16 protein-coding genes and 1 pseudogene are annotated in these 16,143 nt (G+C 38.2%); 15 read left to right on the plus strand and 2 right to left on the minus strand.

What is annotated here, in order from left to right:
- Window positions 1–18 precede the first annotated feature (18 nt).
- From trmB to HCN_RS08445, 9 genes are all read left to right on the plus strand, one after another.
- Window positions 19–1,302 (plus strand): tRNA (guanosine(46)-N7)-methyltransferase TrmB, encoded by a 1,284-nt coding sequence (trmB, locus tag HCN_RS08405; protein ID WP_014667234.1) that lies wholly within the window; start codon window positions 19–21, stop codon window positions 1,300–1,302.
- 3 nt (window positions 1,303–1,305) lie between these two features.
- On the plus strand, window positions 1,306–1,974 hold the full coding sequence (locus tag HCN_RS08410; protein WP_002955589.1) for a cell division ATP-binding protein FtsE: 669 nt from the start codon (window positions 1,306–1,308) through the stop codon (window positions 1,972–1,974).
- The gene (locus HCN_RS08415) at window positions 1,961–2,770 is read left to right on the plus strand and encodes a hypothetical protein (protein ID WP_014667235.1); all 810 of its coding nucleotides are present in this window, start codon (window positions 1,961–1,963) and stop codon (window positions 2,768–2,770) included. The genes HCN_RS08410 and HCN_RS08415 overlap by 14 nt, the downstream gene beginning before the upstream one ends.
- Window positions 2,770–3,981, plus strand: coding sequence for a murein hydrolase activator EnvC family protein (locus tag HCN_RS08420; protein WP_002955591.1), 1,212 nt, complete (start codon window positions 2,770–2,772; stop codon window positions 3,979–3,981). The genes HCN_RS08415 and HCN_RS08420 overlap by 1 nt, the downstream gene beginning before the upstream one ends.
- A gap of 126 nt (window positions 3,982–4,107) precedes the next feature.
- Complete coding sequence (locus tag HCN_RS08425; RefSeq protein ID WP_331709127.1) at window positions 4,108–4,437, plus strand: FlaG family protein; 330 nt, start codon at window positions 4,108–4,110, stop codon at window positions 4,435–4,437.
- A 59-nt stretch (window positions 4,438–4,496) separates the two neighbouring features.
- Window positions 4,497–6,545, plus strand: coding sequence for a flagellar filament capping protein FliD (gene fliD / locus HCN_RS08430; RefSeq protein WP_014667236.1), 2,049 nt, complete (start codon window positions 4,497–4,499; stop codon window positions 6,543–6,545).
- Window positions 6,546–6,562: 17 nt separating this feature from the next.
- The gene (gene fliS / locus HCN_RS08435) at window positions 6,563–6,946 is read left to right on the plus strand and encodes a flagellar export chaperone FliS (protein ID WP_002955594.1); all 384 of its coding nucleotides are present in this window, start codon (window positions 6,563–6,565) and stop codon (window positions 6,944–6,946) included.
- Complete coding sequence (locus HCN_RS08440; RefSeq protein ID WP_002955595.1) at window positions 6,930–7,166, plus strand: hypothetical protein; 237 nt, start codon at window positions 6,930–6,932, stop codon at window positions 7,164–7,166. The genes fliS and HCN_RS08440 overlap by 17 nt, the downstream gene beginning before the upstream one ends.
- Before the next feature lie 148 nt (window positions 7,167–7,314).
- A complete protein-coding gene (locus HCN_RS08445) occupies window positions 7,315–7,602 on the plus strand; it encodes an HU family DNA-binding protein (RefSeq protein ID WP_002955597.1) in 288 nt (95 codons plus the stop codon).
- A 21-nt stretch (window positions 7,603–7,623) separates the two neighbouring features.
- Here HCN_RS08445 and HCN_RS08450 read toward each other — a convergent pair whose 3' ends face one another.
- A complete protein-coding gene (locus HCN_RS08450) occupies window positions 7,624–8,556 on the minus strand; it encodes an NAD(P)H-dependent glycerol-3-phosphate dehydrogenase (protein WP_002955598.1) in 933 nt (310 codons plus the stop codon).
- 35 nt (window positions 8,557–8,591) lie between these two features.
- Entirely contained in the window at window positions 8,592–9,305 is a 714-nt protein-coding gene (locus tag HCN_RS08455; RefSeq protein WP_231900439.1) for a hypothetical protein, read from the minus strand.
- Between the two features lie 187 nt (window positions 9,306–9,492).
- On the opposite strand from HCN_RS08455, the gene gatB reads away from it, so the two are divergent.
- From gatB to HCN_RS12610, 6 genes and pseudogenes are all read left to right on the plus strand, one after another.
- Complete coding sequence (gene gatB, locus HCN_RS08460; protein ID WP_014667599.1) at window positions 9,493–10,920, plus strand: Asp-tRNA(Asn)/Glu-tRNA(Gln) amidotransferase subunit GatB; 1,428 nt, start codon at window positions 9,493–9,495, stop codon at window positions 10,918–10,920.
- Window positions 10,917–11,237 carry a DUF7149 domain-containing protein gene (locus HCN_RS10775; RefSeq protein ID WP_014667238.1) on the plus strand — a complete coding sequence of 107 codons (321 nt, stop codon included), beginning with the start codon at window positions 10,917–10,919 and terminating at the stop codon, window positions 11,235–11,237. The genes gatB and HCN_RS10775 overlap by 4 nt, the downstream gene beginning before the upstream one ends.
- Entirely contained in the window at window positions 11,191–15,018 is a 3,828-nt protein-coding gene (locus tag HCN_RS11315) for a type IIG restriction enzyme/methyltransferase (RefSeq protein ID WP_014667239.1), read from the plus strand. Before HCN_RS10775 ends, HCN_RS11315 begins: the two co-directional genes overlap by 47 nt.
- Window position 15,019: 1 nt before the next feature.
- Entirely contained in the window at window positions 15,020–15,541 is a 522-nt protein-coding gene (locus HCN_RS08470) for a hypothetical protein (RefSeq protein WP_002955602.1), read from the plus strand.
- 12 nt (window positions 15,542–15,553) lie between these two features.
- Window positions 15,554–15,799, plus strand: a complete 246-nt coding sequence (locus HCN_RS08475; RefSeq protein ID WP_002955603.1) for a hypothetical protein — start codon at window positions 15,554–15,556, stop codon at window positions 15,797–15,799.
- 224 nt (window positions 15,800–16,023) lie between these two features.
- Window positions 16,024–16,119, plus strand: a pseudogene (locus HCN_RS12610) (type II restriction endonuclease); the annotation flags it as partial.
- Window positions 16,120–16,143 lie beyond the last annotated feature (24 nt).

A 16,143-nucleotide genomic window follows, 5' to 3' on the forward strand; every position in this document is an offset into this window, starting at 1 on the left:
TTTGGAATAAGGATCTTTGTGCCACATTTTTTAGCCCCAAGCATTGCTTTACCAAGCCTACCCTTTATAAGTGGAGAGTATGAATTTGCCTATGAAGCTAAATGCAGGGTAGATTCTCATCAAAGCCTTATTTTGGTGCGGTTTAAAAAAGATGATACTTTGCAGAATGATACTTTAGGCGATGAGTTTTCACATAATGATTTTTTTTTGCGTAAAGTGGAGCGATTAAACAAAAATAATAGCATTATCAAATGTGAAAAAAGTAGTAAGTCCCAGCCAACAGGCATTATCAAAAATGCCTTAAAAGCCCTTATGGAGCAGCAAAGCAATCAACATCTTATCACGCACAATCTCAATAATAACTCCCCAAGACAGAATCTCCAATCACCCTTTTTTAAATCGGTGCAACATTTTTTGGATTTTTCTCAAAAATATCCACAAAAATGCTTAATTGAAGTGGGCTTTGGCTCGGGGCGACATCTCTTACACTTAGCACAGAGTAATCCACATCTTATGTGTATTGGTATTGAGATTCACAGCCCTTCTATTGAGCAGATTCTAAGACAGATTGAGCTTTTAGGGCTTACAAATCTCTACATCATTCACACCGATGCTAGAATCTTGCTTGAGATTTTACCCCCTTGTATTGCTTTAGGCATTTATGTGCATTTTCCTGTCCCTTGGAATAAAAAGCCCCATAGGCGTGTATTTTGCAAAGCTTTCTTAGAAGAATCTTTGCGTGTGTTAGATGACAATGCACTATTACATTTGCGAAGTGATGATGAGACATATTTCCGTGATGCGTTAGATCTTGCTTTGTCTCACAAACACATTAATTTGCAAGTGCAAAAAAATCACAAAAATGCCATTGTCAGCAAATATGAAGCAAGGTGGGAGCGACAGAATAAGGATATTTTTGACTTAAAGATTTTTAAAACCACAACACAAGGGCAAGATTCTTGCATAGAATCAGCAAAAAACACACAAAATACAGAAAAAACCTTTATTTTTGATAAGATTCTAAGAAAAAATTTGGATAATTACACAAATTTTCCATATAAGAAAATCACTAAGGATTGGTTTTTACACATTGATAATGTGTATTATACGAAAGATGTGTATGTTTTAGCATTGTGTTTTGGAGATTTTAATCAGCCACAAAATAAATTTTTACAAATTTCTTTTGATACATCTTGTAGCACACATTATGTCGGTGGCGATCCTATTCCAACAAAAGCAGCACATAAGGCACATAGGTATTTAATGGAGGTTTTAAGTGTGGATTCTAAAGACAAGGAGTGAAAGTTGAGTGCAATCATAGAAGCGAAAAATCTTAGTCTTGGCTACAATGATGAGCTTGTGATTAAAGAGGCGACATTTAATATTAATGCTAAAGAGTTTGTGTTTATCACCGGGGCTTCAGGAAGTGGCAAAAGCACGATTCTAAGCTCATTTTTTGGGCATTTGGGTGTGAAAAGTGGGCATTTAAATGTCTTTGGTGTGAGTATGCAAAAAGCTTCAAAAGCTCGCATTAATCATCTCCGCCGAAATATTGGCATTGTTTTTCAAGACTACAAACTCATCAAAGAATGGAATATAGAACGCAATGTAATGCTGCCTATGGTGATTAATGGCTACAAAAAAGAGGTGTGTAAATCTCAAGTAGAAAAGCTTTTGGTGCATATTAAGCTGTCCCACAAGGCAAATAAGTTTCCTTTAGAGTTGAGCGGTGGAGAGCAGCAACGCGTGGCAATGGCAAGAGCCTTAGCTCATAATCCAACCATAATCCTAGCCGATGAGCCAACGGGTAACCTTGATGACTATTCCAGTGAGCTTATTTGGAATCTGCTTAAAGGTGTCAATGAACAGCTTGGAATCACCGTTGTTGTCGTAACGCACAGAATGCCAGATAGGCTAAATATCCCTTATAGGCGACTACATATTGAAGAAGGAGTGGTATATGAATTTGCTTAGGAGACATTTGGCACTTATTATTCCGCTTCTTGCACTGCTTTTTAGCCTTGAAAGCATTATGCTTGTTAATCGTGCGGTGGCAAAGCACGAAAACAAACTTTCAGATAATTACTCCATTGTCATTGCATCAAAAAATGCCCTCACACTTGATAAGATAGAGAGCTTTATCCGTGAGGCAAAGGAGCTAAAAGCAATCACACCTGATTATATGATGAATGAGTTAAAAAAAGACCTTAGCCGCGAGAGCTTAGAGACATTGCAAAGGGAGTTGCCATTTTTCTATTCACTAAAACTCTCCATTTTCCCTGATGAAGAGCGTTTGCAAAAGATAAATGCCACACTCTCAAAGCTTAATGGCGTAACAAAAGTAGAATCTTTTAGCAAAAGCCACTCACAAGTGTATAAGCTATTGCTTATTATCAAAAGCTCCATTGTTGTATTTGCCTCACTCATTGCAATTTTAAGCTACATTCTTATGGTAAAACAAATTGAAATATGGAAATTTGAACACAGCGATAGAATGGAGATTATGGCATTTTTGGGTGCGCCAGCGTGGATGAAAAATGGCATTTTATTCCGCCTTGCACTTATAGACTCTATTATCTCAACCATTGCCATTATCACGGGTATGACCTATCTTATCAATAGCAGTAGAATGCAAGGAGTGCTTAGCACACTTGAAGTAACAAGCGATATTTTCCGTATGGGCAGTGATTTTATCATTTTGCTTTTCACATCTATACTTGTATCTATCGTATCAGTTGTGTTTGTTATCATTAAGCAAAAAGACCTCTAATGAAACAAGGCTTTGCCTCTCTTACACTCTGTGCTATTATTAGCTTATCTTTGGCAAATATTGATAAAGACATTGCAAAAAACAAAGATAAGCTAACAATAGCACAGATCCAAGAGCAAGCTATAAGCAAAAAACTTGATGAGCTAGGCAAAGCCATTAATGCCAAAAATGCCGAGCTTACAAAGCTAGGCAAACAAATAGAAACACTCTCAAAAGACATAAGCCAAAATCAAGGCAAATCCCAAAGCCAAGAAAAAACACTTAAAGATTCACAACGCAAACAAAATCTTCTGCTAGAACAAAAGCGTGAGCTTGAATCTCAAATAATTAAGCTTCTCACACAGGGTATCGCCTTTAGTATGATTATGGAGCGTGAAAAACAACTTGATTCAATAGATAGTGTGGTAGAATATGAAATTTATAGAATCCTGCATAAAAATGCTAAAGATTCTATAAAAACACTCAATGCCAAACAAAGCATTCTTAATAATGAAATTGAAAAAATCTCAAATAATATCTCGCAGATTCAAAACTCTATTAAGATTCAAACAAATAAAAAGGATAGTCTCCAAATCGCTAAAGAGCAGCAAAAAGCCACTTTGAGTAAAATGCAAAGCGAGCTTAAAAGCTATGATGAACAGCTTAAAGCCATAGTCAAAGAGCGAAAAAGCCTTGATGAGATTCTCTCTCGCCTTAACATTGTAAAAGAGCAAAAATCCCAAAGCAAGAACCAACAAGCCTTTATTGATAATCAAAAAAATCCAAACAGCATAAAAGCCCCAAAACAATTTGGCACTTCATACCGCGATGTACCAACAATCGCTTACAAAGGGGCAAAGACTATTCCGCCCCTTGATAGCTACACAATTGAAAAAAGATTTGGACCATATTTTGATCCTGTGTATAAGTTTAAAATCTTTAATGCCGCTATTATGTTTAATCCTAAAAACAGCAATGCTAGTGTGAAGAGCGTACTTGATGGCAAGATTGTCTATGCTAAGGACGCTCCGGGGCTAAAAAAAGTCATTATCATTGAGCATAGCAATGCCATTCACACCATTTATGCATATTTAGACAAAATAGAATCTAATATTAAAGTCGGCTCAAGTGTCAAAAAAGGTGCGATTATAGGCAAAGTCAATGAACGACTAAGCTTTGAAATCACCCAAAAAGATAAGCATATTAATCCAGCAGATTTTATAAAACTCTAATTAAAAAATTTTTTTTTAGCCGATATGTCTTTTGCTTTATTTTAGAACTTCAAGGAGGAAGCTATGATTAATAGTATTAATAGTGTTGAAAACAATAACGATGCTGTTAAGAATCGGATCGTAAATATGGTAAATGCGAGTGGAAGGGCGATCACGGAAGACACCCGTCCAACTGAAGTGCGTTTGCAACAAGAAACTGCACAACACCACGACAAGGAAAATAAAAAACAGCTTGAAAGTGAGTTGCGTGAGTTGAGTAAGAAGCTCAATGAGGAGATGAAAAAAATTGGCACAGATTTGAACTTCTCGTATAATGAAAATATTCCGGGACTTATGGTAACGGTTAAGGAATTTAATGGCGATAAAGTCATTCGGGAGATTCCATCAAAAGAAGCTATTGAGCTTATGAAAAGAATGCGTGAAGTGATTGGCGTGATTTTTGACAAGCAGGGTTAAAAAGAGAGATTAAATAAACTTAAAGATTCTAGAATCTAAAATTTGCGAAAGGAGGTTGTATGGCACTTGGTAGTTTGAGCTCTCTTGGGCTTGGAAGTAAAGTCTTAAATCACGATGTGATTGACAAGTTACGAAAAGCTGATGAAAGCACACATATTGATCCTATTGATAAAAAGATAGAACAAAATGTAGAAAAACAAACCGAGCTTGTTACCATCACCTCAACCTTGCGAGATTTGAAATCAAGCGTAAGCAAACTTGCTGATTATTCAACCTACTTGGGACGCTCAAGCAATATCATTGGCGATGCACTGAAAGCTACCATTTCCACTGGTGTGCCAACCCAAGATATCAAAATTGATATAGATTCAGTGGCGACTTCGGATATTAATGAGATAGGATCAAAATATGAGAGCAGAGAATCTGCATTTAGTCAAAAAGATTCCACACTCAAATTTCACTATAAGGGGCAGGACTATAAGATTGAAATCAAAGCAGGTATGGAATTAGCCGAAGTTGCACAGCTCATTACAGACACCACGAAAGGCGAGGTTATGGGGATTGTGATGAAAACAGGTGGCTCAAATCCCTATCAGCTTATGATAAATTCCAAAGATACGGGCGAATCCTCAAGGGTGTATTTTGGCTCAACTGCTACAGGCTCTGTTATCCCAAGTGGGGCTTTTGAACTTAATGATGGGGATTTTAACATTACTTTAAAAGATAAAAAAGGTATTGTTAAAACCCTATCTATCAAGCTTCCAAAGACTGCCACTGAATCTAAAGCACAAGATAACGCACAGGCTTTAAAAGAAGCTGTGATTGCTACCATTAAAGACAATGCTGATTTTGAAGGATTGCTTGATAATGACTTAAACATAGGCATAGGTGGGGCTAATAGCGATATGCTGACCATCAACGATAGGCGGGGCTATGGCATAAAGGTAGAAGGTGCAAAAGCTCAAGCCTTAGGTTTTGGCGAAGATAATAAAAGCACACAAAAAGAAGATCTTATGGTAGCCACCAAAAGTGTGGGTGCTGGGCTACTCACAGGAACGATTAACATAGGCAGTGTCCCACTTGATCTCTCAACCTTAACAAACAAGAAAAATACCGCCAAGCAAAACGCACAAGCCATTGCTGATGCCATTAACAACATCGCTGGAATCTACGGCTCTGTCAATGATGAAGGCAAGCTTGTGATTAACTCCGATACCGGCGAAGTCAATATTTATGCCAACAATGACGCTGAGAGCAAAAAAGCACTAGAAGATTTAGGCTTGAAATCAGGCACAACAATGGACTATGCCAAGACACAAGAAGATTTATTCAAAATACGCAAAGTGCAGACCGCTGAAGATGCGAAATTTTCATATAATGGAATCTCAATGAGACGCCCTACAAATAATATTGATGATATTGTGAGTGGCGTAAATATTGAGCTGCTTACCACAACAGAGCCGGGCAAACCTGCGGTGATTAGTATCACACGCAATGATGAAGAGATAATAGAGAGTGTGAAAAGTTTTGTAGAAACTTACAACGAGCTTTCACTCAAGCTTGATGAAGTAACACGCTATGATGAAGATTCTAAAATCGCTGGAATCTTTAATGGCAATAGTGATATTCGTATGATACGCCCAACTCTCACTAGAATCTTTTCTACAAATATTCCAACTGAAACGGAGATTAAAAGCCTTGTAAAGTATGGACTTGCCCTTGATGAAAAGGGAAAAATGAGCCTTGATACAAGTAAGCTTTCAATGGCTCTAAGCACAGATCCAGAGGGGACACAAGAGTTTTTCTACGGGAGTGTAAAAAGCACAGAGTTTAAGGAGGTGCAAACTGATGGTGTATTCAAAAAGTTTGATCAAGAGCTTGATAAATTGCTTAATGGTGGCAATGCGAGACTTAAGCTACTTGAAGAAAGTCTTACTAAAGATGATAAAAAGCTGCGTGAAGACCGCAAGAAGGCAGTTGAGCAGCTTAACATCCGCTATGACATTATGGCACAGAGATTTGCAGCCTATGATTCTCAAATCTCAAAAACCAATAATGCCTTTAGTAGTGTTCAGCTGATGATTGACCAATCTGTGGCAAAAAAATAAATTCTAAGGAGTAAGCAATGTATGGTAACAACGCGTATAATTTGTATCAACAAAATTCAGTTTCAGTAGAATCTCCAGTTAAACTTATAGAAATGCTCTATGAGGGTATTTTAAGATTCTGTGCTCAAGCAAAGCGGCATATGGAAGCAGAAGATATTGAGAAAAAAATCTACTACATTAACCGCACGACCGATATTTTCACAGAGTTACTTAACACCCTTGATTATGAAAAAGGCGGTGAGGTGGCAAGCTATCTTACAGGACTTTACACACATCAAATCAAGCTCCTTACCCAAGCCAATGTTGCCAATGATACTGCCAAAATTGATATTGTTATCAATGTTGCCAAAGGACTTTTGGAAGCGTGGAGAGAGATTAATCAAGATGAATTGGCACGATAAGCTAAAAGTTGCTCTCCTTAACCAAGATGATAAAAGTGCTTTTGCCCTAGTTAGCAATCTCCCAGAAAATCTCGCCCAAGCACCGCTTGAAGAGAAACTTCAAGCTTTAGAGCTTATCTCTCAAACCAAACGCCTTTTAGAATCTAAACAGCTCCAAGTTAGAATCAATATGGAGCAAATCAAGGCGGCTAAAAAGTTCCTTGAAAACTCTCATCAGTAAGCAATACTTCCGCTCTCAAACCCCAGATATTCCCTATTATATGGCTTTTTTGCAACAAATTTCCCAAAAAATCCGCACATATCCTTGACTTCAAGCCTAAAATCATATAGAATGGGTGCGTTCAAAATTTTAACAACAAGGAGTTGCAATGAACAAGGCAGAATTCGTAGAATTAGTAAAAAAAGTTGGCGAATACGATACAAAAAAAGATGCTGAAAAAGCAGTAAATTCTTTTGTAGATGCTATTTCTCAAGCTCTTACTAAGAAACAAAGCGTTGAGCTTGTAGGTTTTGGTAAATTTGAAACAGCTGTTCAAAAGGCTAAAACAGGTAAAGTTCCCGGAACAAACAAAACTTACAAAACAAGTGAAAAAGCTGTGCCTAAATTCCGCCCCGGAAAAGGTTTAAAAGACCAAGTAGCTAAGGCTAAAAAATAATCTCTCTCATAGCCTTTTAGGCTATGACATTAACTTCTTAAAACTCTCACTTACACTTTTTCCATTCAATATTAAGCTAATCTCTTTTGCAATAGGCGTGTAAATATTTTCTCTCTCCCCAATCTCTGTAATAGCCCTTGCTGTGATAACGCCCTCAGCCACTTCGCCAAGCTCACGCAATATCTCGCTAATAGGCTTTTGCTTTGCTAGTCCAAGTCCTACGCGATAGTTACGCGACATCGTAGAGCTTGAAGTCAAAAATAAATCTCCAGCCCCAGAAAGCCCCAAAAATGTCTCCATTTTCGCCCCAAAATGCTCTCCAAAACGGCATATCTCCACTAGTCCTCTTGAGACCAATGACGCCTTAGCATTTGCCCCAAGATTCAACCCATCACAGATTCCAGCAGCAATGGCAATGACATTTTTATACGCCCCAGCGACTTCTCCGCCCACTACATCAGGGCTTACATACGCTTTAATAAACTTTGGCATTAATGTGCCAAATTCTCGGCTCAAAGCAAGATTGCGTGAGTGAATGACTAACGCACAAGGCAAGGACTGCACCACTTCAGAAGCAAAGCTAGGACCGCACAAATACGCAAGATTCTTATGCCAAATCCACTCTTCCATAATATCACTTACAAACGCTCCACTTCCAGATTCTATCCCCTTGCTCGCACATAGGACTTTTATATCTTTTGGCAACTTCACACGCACAAGCCACTCTCGCAAAGCACTTGTAGCAATCGCCATAACAAAATATTGTGAATCTAGCCCATCTTTATAATCTACCTGCATAATCGGTTTAGAATCTTGTGCCAATAAACGCTCATTTAAAGGTGCTAGAAGTGAGCTAAGATCTCTCCTTGAGATAATCCGCACATCATTTTTTTCTGCCAATGCAAAGGCTAACGCCCTGCCCCACGCTCCACCGCCAAATACACTTATTTTCATTCCCCTATCCTTATTCATCAAAAATATATCAAATGCTAAAATGTATAACTATATGTCAAAAAAACCTGTGTTGTCAGCACATAAGGGTTCGCATTCACAGCAGTGTTTGAAGCGACATTGCCTACAATAGGCATGCCACTCACATTTGGTGGCATAGTCTGCAATGGAGCTTGTGGCATACCTTGCGAAGCACTCATAGCCAAAAGTGCGTCATTAGTGGAAAGCTGTGTTTGCTTTAAAGTCAGCATTATGCGATGAGTTTTCAAAATCGTAATCGTCATACCTATGCTATTCACCCACGCAGGATACATAACCTTATTACCATAGTTATAGGCATTTTCCTCATACCTTTGCACTGTGTCATACGCCTTTATCTTACCACCCCTTCTTTGGGTATTAAGCTCCACCGTGTTAGAGACAAATAGCTCTAGCTCCACACGGGAATCTGGCTTTACAGAATAGTTTAGCTCCACTCCCGCCCCATAGCGAGACATCGGCGTATCAAGCTCGTTAAGATTTGCTTTGCCGGTTTCAAGCTCCATTTCAGAATATCCATCATTGACAAACGCATCAGCCTTTATGGAAAGATTCTTGCTGACTTTCGCTCCTTGATTCTCTTCACTCTCTTTTTTTTCAAGCTGTTTTGTAAGCGGATTTGCAGGAGATTCTGTATTTGTCTCGTGGAGGACAAGCTCTTCAGCCCCACCAAAAACAAGCACAAAGCCCAATACACACATTATCTTTTTCACGCACCGCACCTTTAGCTATCACTTCCCATTAAATCGGCTTTTTCTGCCACTTTTTGTAACCCTACCCAGCCCCAAAAATCATATTTTCATTTTATCTCAAATCTTTTTAAGAATTTATAAATGTTTTATACGCTTTTGCCTATACTTGCAGTCTTTATTCCTAGATTCCACTAAATAAGGTTATAGAATGTCAGCGTATGAAACTATTATCGGGCTTGAAGTCCACGTCCAACTCAACACCGCCACAAAGATTTTCTGCTCCTGTGCCACAAGCTTTGGAGAAGAGCCAAACAAAAATGTCTGCCCCACTTGCCTAGGGCTTCCGGGTGCATTGCCTGTGCTAAACAAAGAAGCGGTAAAAAAAGCCATTAGCTTTGGAGCTGCAATTAACGCCACAATCAACCAAAACTCCATATTTGCGCGTAAAAACTACTTCTACCCTGATTTGCCCAAAGCCTATCAAATCAGCCAGTTTGAGATCCCAATCGTGGGGCGTGGGGAGATTGAGATTGAAGTAAATGGAGAGCAAAAGACTATCGGCGTTACTCGTGCCCACCTAGAAGAAGACGCGGGCAAAAATATCCACGAAAGCGACTTTTCAAAAGTGGATTTAAACCGTGCTTGCACGCCGCTTTTAGAGATTGTCAGTGAGCCAGATATGAGAAGTAGCGATGAAGCCATTGCCTATCTTAAGAAACTGCATTCTATCGTGCGATTTTTAGGCATAAGTGATGCCAATATGCAAGAAGGGAGCTTCCGCTGTGATGCCAATGTCTCTATCCGCCCTAGCGGAGATTCTAGGCTTTATACACGCGTAGAGATTAAAAATCTAAACTCCTTTAAATTTATCCAAAAGGCCATAGAATACGAAGTGGAGCGGCAGATTGAAGCGTGGGAAGATGGCAAGTATGAATCACAAGTCGTGCAAGAAACGCGCCTTTTTGACACCGCAAAGGGCGTAACCCGCTCAATGCGTGGCAAGGAAGAAGCAGCAGATTATCGCTACTTCCCTGACCCAGATTTGCTGCCTGTGTTTATTGATGAAGAGTTAATGAAACAGGGCAAACAAATCCCAGAAATGCCAGATGAAAAAGCACAGAGATATGTCAAGGACTTTGGCATTAAGCCCTATGATGCCGGTGTGCTGACTTCTAGCCTAGAGCTAACAAAATACTTTGAATCTATGCTAGATTTTGGTGCAAGTGCAAAAGGCTCTCTCACTTGGCTAACTACCGAGCTTTTAGGGCGGCTAAAGGGCGAAAACACACTGCAAACTTGCGGTATAGATTCTGCCACACTTGCCACACTAGTTAAACGCATAGATGAAGGCAAAATCAGCGGCAAAAGCGGCAAAGAAATCCTAGATGTGCTTGTGGAAAATCGCGGCGGCGATGTGGATTCTCTCATAGATTCTATGGGATTAGCACAAGTGAATGACGATGGTGCAATCCTAGCTGCCATAGATTCTGTGCTAAGTGCCAACCCTGATAAAGTCGCAGAATTTAAAAGCGGTAAGGATAAGCTTTTTGGCTTTTTTGTAGGGCAAGTGATGAAAGCAAGCAAAGGTGCAAACCCCGCTCGTGTCAATGAGCTTTTAAAAGAGAAGCTACAATGACTTATACGCTTATACCCTTAGAAGACTTTCTATCAAACGCCCATAGTCCAAGTGAGAGTGAGCTAGAATCTTTTAGCAAACATAGGGATAAGCTTTTACACACAAAAGAAAATGAGAGTGAAGAGCATCAAAAAATCGCTTTGATAGAGTTTCTAGCCAAAAGTTTTGCCTATGAATGCAACACAAAAAATCGCATTGATTTAAGCATTTATGAAGACAATAAAGCTAAAGTGCTTTTTGAAGTCAAAAGCCTAAGCAATAAGATAGAGTTTGTTTCTAGCGGGGGGGGGGGATACACTACTTTTACAAGAATATAGCCTAGAATCCAAAGCCTTTTCTGAATCCATTCTCTACTTTTTACGCGAGTATAAAACCCACAACAATAACGACATAAAGCACATTATCCTAACAAACACACGAGATTTTTATCTCATAGACGCTAGAGAGTATCTCACATTTGCCAAAGATAAAACAATCCTAAAAGCCTTTGATAACTGCGAGAAAAAGCAAGGCACAGATACAAGCACAGACAAGTTTTACGCTACACTTAAAGACTATTTGCCACATCTAAACTCCACACTAAAATTTACCCATTTTAATATACAGACTACACCCCTGCCCCTGCTATATCAAGCCCTAAGCCCACAAGTGCTATTAAAACAAAAAGCCTACATTGATGCAAACACACTCAATCAAAGCTTTTATGATGAGCTACTCTACATTCTAGGGCTAAAAGAGATAGACCAAAAAGGCAAGATTCTAATCCTCCCCACCACAGAGCAAAACACGCTTTTAGATTCTATCTGCAACAAACTAGGACTTGATAGAGACAAAGACTTTGAGACAATCTTTTCCCTGCTTACCACTTGGAATAACCGCATATTATTCCTGCGTTTATTAGAATCTATGCTTTTAAGTTTCAAGCATATTAAAAAGCCCTTTTTAGACATTGACACGCTACAAAACTTCACAGACTTAAACACACTCTTTTTTGACATATTAGCCCTTAAAAAAGAGAAGCGAAAAACCGACTTAAAGCTAAAAGATTCTATCCCTTATCTTAACTCAAGCCTTTTTGACAAAACAGAATTAGAAAAGCAAAATAACGAAATAAGCAAACTAGATTCTAATCATCTCGCCATTTTCAAGCACTCAATCCTTAAAAAAGACAAAGATTATAAAGATACGCAATCCCTGCCCCTTTTAGAATATCTCTTTAAATTCTTACACGCCTATGACTTCACCACCACGCCAAAGGACATTATAAACCACACCAAAACAAACCACGACAAGCTGATAAATGCCGCTGTGCTAGGACTAGTCTTTGAAAAGCTAAATGGCTACAAAGAGGGCAGTTTCTACACGCCTAGCTTTATCACTAGCTATATGTGTAAAGAGTCGCTAGAAAAAGTCGTTATAGAGAAGTTTAATGAAAGAAAATCGTGGGAATGCGATAGCTTAGAATCTTTAGCACAAAAGCTAGACAAACTCACAGATTCAAAAGATGGCTATAAAGAGGCAAATGCCATTTTTGATTCCATAAAGGTTTGCGATCCAGCCGTTGGTAGCGGACACTTCCTTGTATCTATGCTAAATGCTATGATAGAGCTAAAATTCCGCCTTAAGATTCTCTGCGAGATTCACATTGATGATAATGGAGAGCGAGACTACAAGCGATTAAAAGACATAAGATTACGCCTAGAAAATGATGAGATTTTAATACAAGATTCTAATAACACCCTGCATACTTATCAAACCCCAGCCCACGAAAATTTAGAATCTCACATAATCCAAAAAGCCCTATTTCACAACAAACGCATTTTGATAGAATCCTGCCTTTTTGGCGTGGATATAAACCCAAACTCTTGTGAAATCACCAAGCTAAGACTATGGATAGAGCTACTTAAATACAGCTTTTATATCTTTGATTCTAATGGTAAAAATACAGGCGATTTAGAAACCCTGCCAAACATTGATATAAATATTAAATGCGGGAATTCGCTTGTGAGCAATATCGCCCTAGATATGACAAAAGAAAGCTTAGAAAAAGATTTAAAAAATAGGCTAAATAATAACGCCACCCTAGAATCTGCAAATGAGATTCTATCTACAATCAATGATATACAAAATAAGCTCCCACATACTATACAAGATTACAAAAACGCCGTGAGTGCTTACAAAAACGAGACAAACGCCGAGCTAAAATCACTCCATAAGCAAAAAATCCACACAACACAAAGCTTTATCATCGCTATATTTCACAAAACAAGCAAAGCCTACCAAAACTTCAAAAATGCCCTATCTAGCTACCTGCAACGCTATGGCTACAATGGCATTGATAACGCCACTCTGCAAAACGAAAGCCTAGATTCTACCCTTATAAAAAGTCTCAACGACTACACGATAAACTTTAACTTCCACAAGAGCCTAGACATACCCAAAGAGCCGCAAGGTTTTGTAGAAAAAGAGCTTACAACACTTATAGAATCTATGCGAGAATATGAGAATCTCATAAATGACACAAACGCATTTGAATGGCGGTTTGCATTCCCTGAAGTGCTAGATTCTAATGGCGACTTTCTAGGCTTTGATTTAGTTATAGGTAATCCACCTTATATCCGCCAAGAAGAGATAAAGCACCTAAAACCACAACTTCAAAAAGCCTTTAGAATCTACAAAGACACAAGCGATATTTACACCTATTTCTACGAGCAAGGACACAAGATTCTAAAACACAATGGAATCTTAAGCTTTATCACAAGCAATAAATACTGCCGAGCAGGATATGGCGAGCCTTTAAGGGAGTTTCTACTTGAAGCCACCGCCCTGCTTTACTACATAGAACTAAATGGTATAAAAGTCTTTGACTCCGCCTCTGTGGATACAAGTATCCTAAGCTTTATCAAAACAACGCCAGATTCTACACATACATTTGACTTCGCACACCCCAAAGACTACGATACTAAAGCCAATGCCCCACTACAAGAATACATCACACCACAAAGCCTTTTGCAATCTAGCTTAACTAAAGAAAGCTTTATTTTCCAAGACAGCACCAACGCCGCCCTTAAAGCTAAGATTGAAGCCATCGGCACACCGCTAAAAGAATGGGATATTTCTATAAATTATGGAATCAAAACAGGCTATAACGAAGCCTTTATTATAGACTCACACAAACGAGATGAGATTTTAAGGAATTGTGTGAGTGAAAATGAAAGGCAAAGGACAAGTGAGCTTATAAAGCCCATTTTGCGTGGCAGGGATATTAAGCGGTATAGCTATGAGTGGGCAGGATTGTGGATAATCATAGCCAAATTTAACTCTCATCAATATTTAGAAAAAGATTATCCAGCAATATATAACTATCTCTTACAACACAAAGATAAGCTACAAAAAAGGGGACAATGCACCAACAAACCAGCCACAGATAAAAAGCCATACACAGGGCAACACCATTGGCTAGAGCTAGACAACAACCCTACAAATGAATACTTAAGCAACTTTGAAAAAGAAAAGATTGTGTGGAATCCTGTAAGTGGAGAGTATTTTTTCACCCATATTAAAGAAACAATGTATTTTAACAATTCGCTTTTTATGATGACAATAGGGAATACATCATTGCAAGGCGTGAGTGAAACGAACAACGAAGCAATGAAATCTCATCAATCGCACGAAGTGCCACCGCTTGAAGCGTCGTCGGGGGTTTGGGGGGTTAAAGGGGGGATAAGGGGAGCGACTTCGCAATTCAAGCCCCCTTGTCCCCCCTTAAAAAAAATGAATGACAAATTGCTTTACATTCTAGGGCTTATGAATAGCACTTTGTATAAGTGGCTTATCACGCAAATGACAAATTTAGTAGAAACAGGAAAATACGCTTATGGTGCTAAAGATAAGATAGAGCAACTCCCTATCCCGCAAATCACAGAATCTAATAAGCCCCTATGCGATGAGATTATAAAATGTGTAAATAAAATCCTAGAAATTAAAGCTAAAGATTCTACCCTTGACACAAAAGAGTTAGAATCCAAAATTGACTCTTTAGTCTATAAACTCTACAATCTCACAAATGACGAGATAGAAATTATTGAAAAGGAGTAAAATGGATCAACCAACAAAAAACACCATTACGCAAGAGTCTTATGCAGACAATCCTACAGCTAAAACTACCGCTCTAAAATCAGATAGTGAAGCAGAAGTGACAGAAAGACAAAGAATGTATGAATCTTTTTTTAAAGATGCAATGAATAGAGCAAAATCTAATCAAGAAGCACAAGACAAGATGATTCTAACAATATCTGCCGCATTGTTCGGAATAATGCCGTTTATCCTAGAAAAATTACAACCAACCTGTTCCAATAAAGTTTTTATATTTATTTTTTTATTATCCAATACGCTTTGTCTTATTTCTGTAATACTCTCATTTTGGTTTTGTGCAAAAGGAAATATGAAAGATGTGGAATTTGCCGAGAAGTATTATTTGCAGGGGAAAGAAAAATCTTTTAACAAAAAAAGTAAATGGACAAAATATGGAGAAAAGTGCAATCAATTGTCTTTAATTTCTATTATAATTGTTTTCATTGTTTTTGCTATAATGATGGGCAAATATTTCATCAATAAATAAGAGGAGTGTAATATGAGTGATAAAAACTCTCAAAGTGAAGCCACATTAAATGGGCTACCAACACAAAATCTGCAAAGATTCCAAGATGGTGTGTCTTCCGCAATGATGCTCAAACTACAAACAGAAGGAGTAAGCACGAGTCCAATGATAAAACCAAGCCAACCACAACAAACAATAGCTCAACAACCCAATTTTAATCAACAGACCTTGCCATCAACACCAAATAATGGAGCAGAAACAAAAGCAAAAAATAAATAGACTTTATTATCATTATTATGAGTTAATGAAGTCAGCATAGCTCCATTCCAACAATCATACAAAATGCTGTCAGTAGTGGGGGCAATAGAAAATCTCTTATTTGTGTTGTATAGCATTATAATGTTTTTACTTTTATTTTCACTCCAAAAAACCGCACGCAAAAATTCCATAGTGCCAAGCTAAATATGCTAAACCTTGGATTCTAAAGAAAAGTTTCTACCCTTGACACAAGCAAGTTAGAATCTAAACTTGACTCTTTAGTCTATAAACTCTACAATCTCACAAATGACGAGATAGAAATAATAGATTCCAAAACATAAAAAACTAATGCTAGAATTAAACAA

This window comes from Helicobacter cinaedi PAGU611 (genome assembly GCF_000284635.1).
GTDB lineage: Bacteria > Campylobacterota > Campylobacteria > Campylobacterales > Helicobacteraceae > Helicobacter_C > Helicobacter_C cinaedi.